Origin of the sequence: Pseudoalteromonas sp. AS71, assembly GCF_038900275.1 — a bacterium.
Lineage (GTDB): Bacteria > Pseudomonadota > Gammaproteobacteria > Enterobacterales > Alteromonadaceae > Pseudoalteromonas.
Window position 1 is genome coordinate 20,084 of record NZ_JBBMQZ010000001.1, and the last position, 12,801, is coordinate 32,884.

Here is a 12,801-nt window from a genome sequence, read left to right on the forward strand (position 1 = left end):
TCACAAAGGCAATAATGAAAACCATTGGCAAATTAGCACAATCATTAAATTTAAATGTAGAAACCATTCGTTTTTATGAACGAGAAGGACTGATTACACAACCTGAAAAACCAATATCTGGTTATAGACAATATGACGAATCAATAGCAGGACAACTTAGGTTTATCACAAAAGCCAAAGCGCTCGGCTTTACGTTAAGAGAAATAAAATCGCTAATGTCTATGGACAGCAACTGCGCTCAAGTTGAGCTATTAAACCGACAAAAGTTAGCAATCATTCGAGACAAAATTAATGACCTTCAACGTTTAGAGAAAGTAATTGTGGGTATGACAAATACCTGTATGCAAAACGAAGATCCAACACATTGCCCCATAATTGACTCATTAAAATGATTGACTCCGTACTTGTATACGGAGTTTAGAATGATGGTAATATCAACCAATAGACTTTCAAATGATAAATAAAATATTAGACAGAGTAGGCTCTAGTGGCGTTTGGCTAGCGGCACGGCCTGCCTCCCTGCATTAAGGTCACTTGCATCGGCATTAGGACTAGGCTTCTTCTCTCACTTCGAAGGAATAGCTGTAAATACGCTTTTACCTATTTTTGCATCTTTGGAACTATTGGTAAACTTATACAACTGGCACAAAAATAAAAACCATACCAGAGCTGTCTTCAGCATTCTAGGGCCTGTAGCAGTGCTATTAACGCTTTATCCTCTTTGGCTATATGATTGGAGCACATACCTATTTTACTTTGGTATTTGCTTAATGGTCGTTATGTCGGTTTTGGATATCGTAAAACCAGTAAGGGAGCAAACATGCAACGTATGGCTAATTGCCGTCGTTGAAACGATTAACGGTCAATGTCTGCTTTTCGCTCTTTGCCGAAGTTCGGTTTAGTGTCAATTGCGGCCATTGGTAACGCCCTAATCAGCCGACGCATCAGTGAACGGCTATATTTGCTTATTAGCTTTGTAGTGCAATATTCTAGTATTTACGCCTAAGAATTCATAAGCCGCAGCAGCCTTCATTACCAAATCTTCGTTTCTACACAAATACAAATGACAAAATGAAGCAACACCTGCATGGGTCATATCACTAAAAGATGCCGAAATCTTCTATCTTTTTTCATTTTAGAATCACGATAGTATCCGAGAAAATTCAACTGATGATAGACTGCGTTGACCTTCTCTTGAATCGTCCGCTCTCTATCCGATCGGCTTCAAAGCTATGTGTATTGTGGGTTGGTCGATGGATAAGATATGGATAAGCAACTTCTTATAAATGCACTGTAGATGGCTGTATATCAAAGTCAACCGAAGGCTGAGGTAATGGAGCATAGTTATCAAGGTAGTCAATACGCTAGCACTGACTATCTCGCATTTATAAAAGAACATAATCTAGTGCCTTCGATGAGCCGCGCTGGGAACTGTCATGATAATGCGGTTGCTGAAAGCATTTTTACTACGATTAAAAAATGAATAATTAAGCGTAAGGTATACTCGAGTCACGAAGATGCGAAAGCTGAGATATTTAATTTTATAGAGATTTTTACAATCCAAAAAAGCGCTATTTACACACAGGCGGTGTTTCACCTGCTAAGTTTGAGGAAGCTAATACTCTGAATTAAGAACTGCCTAGCGAAAGCAGGGAAGTCCACATTCGCTTTATTAATGCCTCTGCATACTAAAATAATACTAGTCATAAAAGAAAAGCGTGTTGATTGTGAAGAGTTAAGTCATTCATAACTTATCTTATACTAAAAACTCAAGCATAATTTAGTATCTAAACGTTAGCTATACTATCAATGTCTTGAATGAAGGCTTTAAGCAAATTGAGGCGGTTAAGTAAATCTCTTGTATCTTCTTTTGTTATTTCTAGTAAAGAGTAAGAATTTTGTTTTTCAAAAAATACTGGGTATCTTAAATTATTATGCAGATAATTATACCGTGTTATACCTAAGACATGTTTCTTTAATTGTTGATTAACTTGAGATTTTATAGTCTCATTCGAGCTAACCACTTCAATTAAAAAGCTAACAGCATCCTCCACCGAATGGCTTCTATTTTTGTCCCTAAAAAACTTATTATTCGCATCAACTAAAGTAAATATTTTTGCTCTAATTAATTTTTCCATTGCTTGTAGTATGTGGTAACAAGATTCTCTATAAGACCCAACTTCAAACAACAGTATTGCAACCTTCTCATCTGATTCAGCCAATTGCTTATACGATAAGGAAGCGTTAGCATTATAACTAAACCTACCAATATGTTTTTGCATTATATTCCTAATAAATTCTAATATCTTACCATAATGATATGTTTTAGTTACAAGTTTGTAACTTAGCCCGTTAGTATTTTGTGGGGTAAGCTTGTTATGCATAATCGTTTATTACATTCGAACATCAGTTCTTCATATGTCAGAGTTGGTCCTCTTTGAGTAAAGATGTTTTTTCCAAGGTTACATCTGCATTACTGTGTGTATGTTTTCAGTTAATCTTAATTTAGCGATAATTTTCATCTAAGCCAACTAATATTCTGTACTTGATATTCGTAAATTTCTAGTGCCCTAGAGCATAAAATTAAATACTTTGCTCAGCGCATCATTATCCGTTTTTAACTTTTCGTAATACTTACTAGCCATAACGCTGCAATCCACTTGAGCGAATGTTGAGTTACTCTGTCAAACTTAATTTTCACTGAAAAGTTTAGTCTCCCATTAACAGATAGATAATCAATATTAAACATTGTTTTTCATAAATTTAATCATTCGAGAATCGTTCAAAATATCATGATCAAGTAAGTCCTTATTTTTATTTAAGTATTTTTTAAGTGGTGGTCTTGAGCGATAGTATGATTGATAATCACCATTTAAAGCTGTTTTTATTATGAAATCCGAGTACCTTAATGCGTTTTGTATATCATTAAGTTTTGCTTTTTCTGAATCATTTTTAGTAATTAAACTTGGGTTTAAAGATGAAGTTGTAATTTGGGATTCCCAGTATTTAATTACATTCTTCACCTTCTCTGAGGTTATTATGGACATAGGGTTTTCTTTATGTTCATCAAATAAGTCAAAAGCAACTCTTTCAAGCTCTCGAAAGTTACCTTCCCATTCATGTCTACGTAGTTCCAGTAATGCATCTTTCTCAAGAGTCGGAAAATAAGATAGTATTTTTTCTATTTTTCCTTCTAGAATCTCTTCAAAGGTAACAGCTTCTAAACTTTTCCATAGGTAAGTGGATAAAAGATTTCTTAAATATCTATTTTCATGATCTACTTTAAGTTTTTCACTCAGAGAAGGAAATGACTCTATATGACGAATTCGGTAAAGGATATCTTTGCGTAGACGGTTTTGTTGAAGTAATGCGCTTATATTTTCGTTAATAGCTAACACAACTTTCACCTTGAAGGACTTTCGGTTGCTATCATCGCCAATACGAGCAACCTGAATGTTGTCTGAAACAGCGCTTAATAAATCAAGTAATTGAGCCTGAAATGTTACGGGTGCTGATTGGAATTCGTCTAAGAATAATACACCATTGTTTGCGTCCTCAAACCAGCCTGCACGTCCTTCTTTGTTCGCATCTGTGAAAGCACCTTTAACATAGCCTTTCATCCGTGCCTCCAGCAAAGATTCACTTATCGATGAAAGATTAATTTCTACAAACGGTTGATTAATTTGATGAGAGGATAACAAGCGTGCGGCATATGATTTCCCAGATCCAGTCGGACCCGATAATAATATCGTACCACTTTTGGTTTTCCAGCTACCTTTATTTTTACCGTATGTTGATATCATGTTTTTATGCAATTGCCCAATAAATGAAAAGAGTGGGCTGGTACTTTCATCTTCTACAGGTAAAGAAAGAAATACCCATTTCAGTTTTCCGTCCGGTTGCAAATGATTAAGTAGCTCATTGATGTCTTTCGAAAGCTTATCTATGAATGTTTTAACTTTTGGTTTTGCTCTAATAGACCAACTGCTTGGAAATACGAATGCCACTTTAAGATTGCAGATTTTTTTTGCTTCGTTTATGAGATCATTTAAAAGACGAGTATCTCGGTTTCCCATAGACTTTGAGATAGTTATATTTAGAAACTCACTGGGAGCAATTTCTTGTATAGCTACGGCATAAATTTCATTACCATCAAGTTCCAGATAACCAGTCTCCTCCCTAGCAAAAACTTTACTTACGGCAATACTCCATAGAATTTTATCTGCTGCTTCCACTAATGCTTTCATAGGATTTCTTTCTATTTCAATAGAGTTCCAATTTATGCATCTATCTAGTTTTTCAGTATCACTTTCATATGAAATATAACAGGTGTTTTTAAGCTGTTTTATTTTATTTTTATATATTTCGTCAAGAAATATATATTTAATTTCATTCACGCTGCCTACCATAAATTTCATTCAATGAGTTTATCTAATGCATTATATTATACTTTTATTAATTCTTCATTTTTTCTTCATTTATTTTATATTTTATTATTGAATTAAATCAATGGCTTATTTATTTTTTGTTTTTTATTTAATTGGCATGAATTTAGCTTTTGTATATCCAGTAACACAGCGGTTGTGTGGAATTTAAGGGTATTAAAATTATGACTTTCAATATAGATAATGTTGATGACATTGAGAAATTAGTAGGTGCTTTGCATCTAAGGGTAAAAGGTAAGTTTTTGTTATCTAAAGAGGTAGCTAGTGTTTTGTTCGATAGACTGAGTCAATTTGCAAAGGAAGGAGGTATAGTAATCAACGTTCATTCTTACTCTGATGATTGGGTTTGCACTAGTAAAACGGTAATTACTAGTAAGGGATCCTTAACTAACTACTCTTCAAATAGTATTTCTAATTCTTTTTTGAGTGCGTGCATCTTTACTGGAAGTCTTTTTACAACCTGTGTGACTCTCATATTACGTTCACGTAAAAATTATGTTTATTTACAAACCGTTTAGAGCTTAAGTAAGCGTAAACCATTTCAATAGGAAGTATGTAATGAATTTATCATTGACAGATGTAGTACAACGTAGCTTGGTTAATAAAGATGATGTAAAGCCACTGCTGAAATATTTGAAGCTTGATGAAGGAGTCTTAGATTATAGCGCAGGTGAAGAGCGTCAGACGTCAGAGTCGATAGCTAGAACTATTCGAAAGCTCGGAAGCAATGATTTTGCAACTCTCTTTCGTGTAGGTAAAGGGGTTCAATATAGCGAAGTGGTATTTGATGTTGGCAAGAAACTAAAAGCTAATGTTTTGGAAAGAAATTCAGTAGAGAAAAATGAGAGTATCATTCTTCTAAAAATGTTTGAAGACGCCCTTGCGCGTATGACTGATGAAGAAAAAAGAGCCATATTCCGATCAATTGGTTTGAATGAGAGAAATATCCCTACGGGTCCTATTACTACAGCTTTTTTGCAAGGGTTTCTGTCCCAATATGGAGGTTTTTATATTTATCAAATATCTGTAATTGTAGCTAATATGGTTTCAAAAGCTTTGCTTGGAGCTGGTCTAAGCTTCGCGACTAATGCTGCGATTACAAGAACAGTTGGTACCTTACTAGGACCTATAGGTTGGATCGCTACAGGCCTTTGGTTAGCGATCGATCTTGCTGGGCCTGCTTATAGGAAAACGGTTCCAGCTGTAATACATATTGCTCTTTTACGGAGTATTTTAGTTAATAAGATAACTATAGGTGTAGTAGGAGATGGCTCTTCAGGAAAAGACTCTTTAGTTAAAGCTGTTTTCGGATTAGATACTGACATTAATCCCATAGCAGGATCTACTGGAACTGCTTTAAGTTACTCTCTAAATGAAAAAGGTAATGCTGTTCTAGTAAATTATCCAGGATTTAACGATTATAGAAGCCGTGTAAATAAGTATACTGATGACCTTCTTCATCACACAGATGTTTTTGTTATGGTTGTTGATATTAATCGAGGCATATCTAAGGTAGATATGGATATTTTGGAGAAAATTAAGACTTTCAATAAGCCTATTTTAATATGTTTAAACAAGATAGATTTAGCTAGGAGTCAAGCCGATTTCTTGGAACTTGAAGAAGCAGCAAAATCGCGTTTGGAAGGACATCCAATGATAAATACCTCTTTTGACCCTGATACTCGTTTACAAAATAAAACATTTGGGTGCTTATCAGTTTATAACTGGATTAAAAAAGCTATTGAAGATGCTGAAAAGGATGTTGACGGTGGCAACTTTACCCCTCCACCAACCGATTTATAAAGATTTTTATTAAGATAAATTTGACTATACATAGACTCGTTTGATGAGCGTACTTTATTCCGTGGCAACATTTAGCTTACTACTGTAGTCGGCTTGAATTGGATAACTAATTTAGAGAATAACATCCTAATTAGTTTAGGCTGGCGAGTTTTTGTGATCATATTTATTTTTTAAAAAATACATTTCTAATAACAAGTTTAATTCTATAAATATAAAGGTTTGAAAAATGCCAAAAATTAAATGTAAACGTTGTAATTTCGAAGAAGAAGCAAATAAAGAGTTTTTCTTAAAAATTTTAGGTGGAGGTATGGTTGGATTCGGAGGTTACGCTTGGATTGCTTACCTTTTTGCTGGTACTGGTTTTGCTCTTGCTATCTGTATAGCAATAGTGGCTGGGGGCGTTGCGATGCTAGCATTTTCTGATCAGATAACAAAATGGGTATCTGAGAGGTACGATTGTCCAAAGTGCGGCAAACGTGAATGGAGCTTGGTAAAATAATATCAAATATGGTTTGAGCTTCTGTTTACATCAAGTATACGAAGCTCATTTAAAATTTTATTATAAATTTCCTACGCACTTCAATACGGTAATTCTAAAATTCAGGCTCAAATTAAAACCTAATTAATCTCTCAAGATAAAATAAAAGATTAAAAAAAGCACGAAAATTGAACTATTGAAAGCTGGGGAGTCAATTAATCGCATTTAATTATGGGTATATCTGTCCAACGAGTCGTGTAATGGGGCGATAAAAAAGCTCGTTTCATGCTCCATGATTTTGTGAGCTTTTCACTTCCTAAAGATAAAGTGCCAACCCCATAACGTTTATTTATAGCATCCAAGCACGCCATTACTTCTGGGTTATCTTTACTCACAGAAAACATATCCGCTTGTTGAAATAACTCACTTTCTAATTCTATTGCGCCAATACCGCAGCGATAAAAGCGTATATTAGGTTTAAAAATATCATTAATAACATCTGATACAGCATTGGCTATAACACTGGTATCTGAAGTAGGTATAGGAAAATCATAGAGCAAAGATTTCTTATAATAAACGTCTTCGTGTGGCGAGCTGGCTGCGAATATAACGAGTCGTTTGGCTAATGATTGTTGTTTCCTAAGTTTACGGCCTACAATTGCTGCGTGTGTTATGAGGGCTGATTTTAATGTATTTAAATCACTTACTCTTTCCCCGAAACTTCTCGTTGAGTAGATTTCTTTTTTATTTTGTTTTACTTCGTCCCAACTTAAACAGGCGATGCCATTGAGTTCACTTACGGTCCTCTCAACAACAACGCTAAACATACGACGCATTTCTTTTGGGTTTTGATTCGCTAAATCCCATGCACTTTTAATCCCCATTACCTTAAGTTTTCTACCGAGTCGAGAGCCAATACCCCAAACATCAGTAACATCCATACGCATCAGGACTTCCTGGCGTGAGATATCATCGTGAATAACAGCAACCCCGTTATAACCAGAGAGTTTTTTTGCCGCATGGTTGGCTGCTTTAGCTAACGTAGGCGTAATGCCAAAGCCTACACCAACAGGCAATCCTGTCTCACGCCATACAGCTCGTCGTATTGTCTGTCCGTAGTCAGCCCAGTCATCAATGATTTTAGAAAAACCAGTAAAACGTAAAAATGACTCATCAATACTATAAACATAATGGTCATCACAAAAACGATTAATGACCGTCATCATTCTCTCACTTAAATCAGCGTAGAGTTCATAATTTGAAGAGCGCACGACGACATTATGCTGCTCTAAATAAGGTCTAATTTTGAAGTAAGGTTCAAATTTCGGGATATTAAGCTTTCTAGCAATAGGGCATATGGCACAAATACACCCATCGTTATTTGTCAGAACAACAACGGGTTTAAAGCGAATGGATGGGTCAAATACCTTCTCCGCACTGGCATAAAATGCCACAGCATCTACGAGGGCAAACATCGATTCACTTCAGCTTTATTTCTGTGTAGGCGGATGCTCGCAGTAACGACGCCTTCGAGCTTAAAGTCATCATCATTAGAAATATAAACAGACTTATAATCTTTAGAGGCAGAGATAAGTAAGCGTTTCGATTTATCTATGATTTTACAAACAAACGAACCGTTATAACTAGCAACAATAATATCGCCGGTACTTACATCCTCAGCTCTATCAATGACTAATAAGTCACCATCGAATATTCCTACTTCTTGCATGGATTGCCCAGAAGCTATACCAATGAAAGTAGCATTCGGGTGTTTAATGATTAGTTCATCGATTGAAATACCGAGCTCTACATATTCTGCTGCAGGGGATTCAAAGCCGGTAATGCCTGCTTCTATAAAAATTGGAATAACGAACATACACACCTCAAGCACTGTTTATATATACAGTGTAATTTAAGGTTCAAATTATGCCAAGGTTCTTTTTGTGAAGACGATAGTTTAATTAGAGCTGGTATAAGCATGTTTTAGACTTAAAGATTAAAAACCCCTTTAATAACAATTAGTAAAATGACCTTCGGTTTGTTAAAATTTCACAAAGGAATTATGAGCTTACTCAAAGCTTATTTTAATTATGGAATAATTTACTAATGACTTTAGTTAAAAACACTATTGCATCCTTTCTAATACTTAGTGTTATTACTGGCTGTTCAGCCTCTAGACACGCCATCATTGCAGGTGACTCTGAATTAACAGATGCTCAAGTGTGTCGAAACTACCTTAATGATAAAGATATCCTCGCTAAAAGTTACACCGCCGAAAATACTGATGAAGCGAACTATATCTACGCGCTTAACAGAGAAGTTAAATATAGAGCACTCACTCAATACAAATGTGAGATATTAGCTGCACAAGACAGAAAAGAAATCGCTCAAGGCGTTGTTGCTGCTGTCGTTGCGGTAGGTGTCGTCGTTTTAGCTGTTGCTGCGGCAGGAGCTGGCGGGTCAAATAACTATTCTTCTGGTTATGCATGGGACCAATTTTATGATGGTAACTACAACTTAGTCTGGCGCTGTCGAGATAAGTCTACGGGCCAATTTGCATATAACAGCGCTTGCTCTGGTCAATATCAAAATGACAATACATGGACTGGGAAGTAACTTTCCGATTAAACTTTATAAGCACAATATCTTAGTTCTACAATTAAAATTGTTAGTCACCACAAATGAGAATTAGCTTATTAACTCAGTTATAGTATGTGGCATATTTAAACCGAAATAGGTATCAAGAATCATAATGAAAGCATCCACAATTACACTGTTAGCAGCACTTATTTTCTCTGCTGCCTCTTCAGCAAATCAAGAAATCGACTCATTTAGCAAAGCTAAACGACTTCTAGAAAAGCAGGTTTATAACAATCACCGCATTACACTTTATTGTGGTGCGACATTTGACGCTAGTAAAAAAGTAACCGTGCCGGAGGGCTTTTCTACAACAAAGTACGTCAAACGAGCTAAAAAAATTGAATGGGAACACGTTGTTCCAGCAGAAAACTTTGGTCGTACTTTTAGCGAATGGCGAGATGGGCATAAGCAGTGTGTTAACAGTAAGGGTAAGTCATTTAAAGGTCGACGATGTGCGGAAAAGGTAAATACAGAATATCGTTTTATGCAAGCTGATATGTTTAACCTTTATCCGGCTATTGGCGCTGTTAATGCTCTCAGAAGTAACCACAACTTTACCATGCTTCCAGCGGCTCAAAGCGATTTTGGACGTTGTGCGATGAAAATTGACGAGAGAAAAGCTGAGCCACCTGAAATAGCTAGAGGGCAAATTGCACGTACTTATTTGTATATGGAAAACACCTATAAACGATACAACATGAGTAAAGCACAACGCCAGCTAATGAATGCTTGGGATAAAATGTATCCTGTTGATGCTTGGGAGTGCACCAGAGCTGAGAAGATTTCAAAGCTACAAAAGAACCAAAATGATGTAGTTAAAAGCCGCTGTGAGAGTATGGGTCTCTAACTATATTGTCTTGAAGTGGCTGCATATTCAAATAAAGCTTTCAAGCTTGTACATATCTGTATAAATATCTATATTAGAAACAACATTTAAAAGGAGTTTTTATGCGTCAAGAAATACATGAAGTAACTATTCAAGATATTGAAAACGATTTATTTCTCGTAACGGGCGACCGTGGTTTAGCTAAAGCCCAAGCCCATGCGTTTTCCATACATTATCGTGGAGAGATTATAGACTCGGTTAAGTATAAACGGGGCTTTATCTCAGCTGATGACTTAATCTATTCACGCCATGTACGTTGGGAGCACATGAAAAAGCATGCTCAAAAGCTAGCCGCAAATATGGCGAAGGCTGGGCGCGGAAATAAACCAAAGAATACAGCAGCTCATCATATAGTGTCTTGGAATGATATGCGTGCTGCCCGTTCAAGGCTTAGATTAGCAGCGTTCGGTATTGATATTGACCATGAAGCAAATGGTGTCTACTTACCTCGGTTTCAAAAGCATGTTCCAATGGATATCCTTCCAGATGCTTATCCTCATTCGAAAATTCATACAGGCAAATATTACTTTAATATTGAGTTCTTACTTAATGAAACGATAGCAGAGGGCCTAGGTCGACAAGGTATTATAGAAACGTTGAAAGAGATAGGTGAAGAACTTGCGGATGGCACATTTCCAATTACTACATTATTGACACAAGGTAATGCTTAATGACAGACAAATTTAATAAAGTATACAGTGTGAGTGTCGAGCCTGATGAGTTTCTCTTACTTAATGAAACGGGGTTCGAACAAACTATTCAATTGACCGAGGGCCAGTTGTTAATGTTCGATGGTGTAAGCATGAAAGACAATTGGAGAGAGTTGGGCGTTGATTGGTTGATAGAGCCTAGTTCTGCTCACCAAAACTTAAAAAAACCTGATATAGCCGGTTTGGGCGCCTCAACAATTGTAGTATCTCCTAAGTATTCATCTTTATTTTTAAATGGTTTTAGTAAAAACGTTGAGTTGCTGGAGTGCAATTTAGAAGGTGAGAAGTGGTTTGCATTTAATGTTGTAGGCTTTGACAAAGCCCTTAGTGAAGAGTATTCCATTCGAAATATCAAAAATGGTAAACCGAGTAGAATTAGAAAGTTCAAAAGGATGGTATTTGAGAAGAGTGCGATTGAAAATCCTGAATTATTTAGGGTACGAGAAGCTGGGCTTCGATACTTTACTACAGACGCTACAAATAGCTTATATAGCATCGTTCAAGAACATGGGATAAAAGGGTTGTACTTCCATGAAATAGAAACAGTATAACGTCAGTGTCTAAAGATTAATCGTGACTCGATGCTTCAGAGTTAATGTATCTATACCACTATAATCAAATGAATTAATAACAAGGGACACTTAATGAAGGATTCAACAACCGAGAAGGCTAGCAGGTGGTTTAAGGAAAATGAAAGTCACATAGATGCATCTCAAAGCGTATTACACCATCTTTTAAAATACTATTCGGGCAAGCCTGTAAGTTGGAGAAAAGAGTCGCCTGTAAAGATTGTATTAGGTTCAAACAATAAACCAGGCAGAATTTCAATTACTCCTCAAACTCAGCCTAATATAAGACTTAGGTTTGTTCCTTTAGAAACTATTGATCACATTACTCGCTTTGTAGAAGAGTTAGAGAGGGTGCATGGGAGCTACCTAGCATTCAAGCTAAAGGGCAAAAGCCTAGACATCACTAGTGATTTTCAAGATGAATCCCTCATCAAGTTACAACATGTTACAGATCTTATTTTAAATAAATTTAACTTTACTGATTTTACAAAACCTAAGAGCTATACTTTTCCCTATGACAATAAAGAGGAAGTGCAGAGTATTCAACGGAAAGCCGTTATTTTTAAAAACATTTTGTTAAACGAAGCGGCGATGGAAAGAAGGTTCGTCAACTGGCTAAAAGCAGAACACGATATTGACGCTAAATGCCAAGATAGTGATGGTCCTTTTCGAAGAGACGTTACATACACGCATGATGATTGCAGCATCATTGCGGAGTTAAAATATACAAGCTCTGCGAGAGAAAATATTGAGCAGGCTATAGGTCAACTTCTACGCTACAAATTACATCCAGCAGCGAAAAAAGATTCGGATAAATTAATAATCGTTTCTGGTGGAAGCACTCCAACTAATGACGACATTGAATGGTTCAGAAGGCTGAAGAAAGTATTAGGTCTTAATATAGAAATGCTTTGCGAAGACCCAACAGCTAATGGTGTTTTTATAGCTCCAAATTTACTAACAAAATAAGCTTTTGCCTACTCTGTCGATTCGATAAATAGGGCTCAATTAAATCTAACAGTCTGCTTGGCACATTGACGAAGTTCAACTTGGAGCGAATTATAGTCATTCACACCTAAGAACTACACTTTAAAGTTGTTTAGCGCCAAATGAATCTGAGGTTAGATATCAAGATTCTAAAACTGTGGCCAAATTATATTGACCACTACACTCTGGACTTCCAGGCTTTCCGTGAAGAAAGAACAAAATAAAAAGGCCGACATTAAGTCGGCCTAGTTCTCTGTTAGTTAGTGTTTTCATTTGCCCATTC

13 protein-coding genes are annotated in these 12,801 nt (G+C 36.2%); 9 read left to right on the forward strand and 4 right to left on the reverse strand.

Annotation, left to right across the window (positions count from 1 at the left end; translation table 11 throughout):
• Nucleotides 1-14 precede the first annotated feature (14 nt).
• Nucleotides 15-392 carry a MerR family transcriptional regulator gene (locus WNY98_RS00130; RefSeq protein ID WP_004588890.1) on the forward strand — a complete coding sequence of 126 codons (378 nt, stop codon included), beginning with the start codon at nucleotides 15-17 and terminating at the stop codon, nucleotides 390-392.
• Nucleotides 393-494: 102 nt separating this feature from the next.
• A complete protein-coding gene (locus tag WNY98_RS00135; RefSeq protein WP_342876797.1) occupies nucleotides 495-902 on the forward strand; it encodes a MerC family mercury resistance protein in 408 nt (135 codons plus the stop codon).
• An 885-nt stretch (nucleotides 903-1,787) separates the two neighbouring features.
• Here WNY98_RS00135 and WNY98_RS00140 read toward each other — a convergent pair.
• Complete coding sequence (locus WNY98_RS00140) at nucleotides 1,788-2,282, reverse strand: HEPN domain-containing protein (protein ID WP_342876798.1); 495 nt, start codon at nucleotides 2,280-2,282, stop codon at nucleotides 1,788-1,790.
• A 459-nt stretch (nucleotides 2,283-2,741) separates the two neighbouring features.
• On the reverse strand, nucleotides 2,742-4,397 hold the full coding sequence (locus tag WNY98_RS00145; protein ID WP_342876799.1) for a sigma 54-interacting transcriptional regulator: 1,656 nt from the start codon (nucleotides 4,395-4,397) through the stop codon (nucleotides 2,742-2,744).
• 606 nt (nucleotides 4,398-5,003) lie between these two features.
• On the opposite strand from WNY98_RS00145, the gene WNY98_RS00150 reads away from it, so the two are divergent.
• The gene (locus WNY98_RS00150) at nucleotides 5,004-6,248 is read left to right on the forward strand and encodes a GTPase (RefSeq protein WP_342876800.1); all 1,245 of its coding nucleotides are present in this window, start codon (nucleotides 5,004-5,006) and stop codon (nucleotides 6,246-6,248) included.
• A gap of 226 nt (nucleotides 6,249-6,474) precedes the next feature.
• Entirely contained in the window at nucleotides 6,475-6,747 is a 273-nt protein-coding gene (locus tag WNY98_RS00155; RefSeq protein ID WP_342876801.1) for a hypothetical protein, read from the forward strand.
• 194 nt (nucleotides 6,748-6,941) lie between these two features.
• Here WNY98_RS00155 and WNY98_RS00160 read toward each other — a convergent pair whose 3' ends face one another.
• Nucleotides 6,942-8,201: a Y-family DNA polymerase gene (locus tag WNY98_RS00160; protein ID WP_342876802.1), complete on the reverse strand. Its 1,260-nt coding sequence runs from the start codon at nucleotides 8,199-8,201 to the stop codon at nucleotides 6,942-6,944.
• Nucleotides 8,186-8,602 carry a translesion error-prone DNA polymerase V autoproteolytic subunit gene (gene umuD / locus WNY98_RS00165; RefSeq protein ID WP_007583926.1) on the reverse strand — a complete coding sequence of 139 codons (417 nt, stop codon included), beginning with the start codon at nucleotides 8,600-8,602 and terminating at the stop codon, nucleotides 8,186-8,188. The genes WNY98_RS00160 and umuD overlap by 16 nt, the downstream gene beginning before the upstream one ends.
• Nucleotides 8,603-8,832: 230 nt before the next feature.
• Here umuD and WNY98_RS00170 point away from each other — a divergent pair, with 230 nt between their 5' ends.
• From WNY98_RS00170 to WNY98_RS00190, 5 genes are all read left to right on the forward strand, one after another.
• Nucleotides 8,833-9,342, forward strand: coding sequence for a hypothetical protein (locus WNY98_RS00170; RefSeq protein WP_342876803.1), 510 nt, complete (start codon nucleotides 8,833-8,835; stop codon nucleotides 9,340-9,342).
• A 136-nt stretch (nucleotides 9,343-9,478) separates the two neighbouring features.
• Nucleotides 9,479-10,213 carry an endonuclease gene (locus WNY98_RS00175; RefSeq protein WP_342876804.1) on the forward strand — a complete coding sequence of 245 codons (735 nt, stop codon included), beginning with the start codon at nucleotides 9,479-9,481 and terminating at the stop codon, nucleotides 10,211-10,213.
• Nucleotides 10,214-10,314: 101 nt separating this feature from the next.
• Nucleotides 10,315-10,923 (forward strand): AHH domain-containing protein, encoded by a 609-nt coding sequence (locus tag WNY98_RS00180; RefSeq protein ID WP_104644256.1) that lies wholly within the window; start codon nucleotides 10,315-10,317, stop codon nucleotides 10,921-10,923.
• Nucleotides 10,923-11,513, forward strand: coding sequence for a hypothetical protein (locus tag WNY98_RS00185; RefSeq protein ID WP_342876805.1), 591 nt, complete (start codon nucleotides 10,923-10,925; stop codon nucleotides 11,511-11,513). Before WNY98_RS00180 ends, WNY98_RS00185 begins: the two co-directional genes overlap by 1 nt.
• Nucleotides 11,514-11,606: 93 nt before the next feature.
• On the forward strand, nucleotides 11,607-12,500 hold the full coding sequence (locus WNY98_RS00190) for a hypothetical protein (protein WP_007583931.1): 894 nt from the start codon (nucleotides 11,607-11,609) through the stop codon (nucleotides 12,498-12,500).
• The last annotated feature ends 301 nt before the right edge of the window (nucleotides 12,501-12,801 follow it).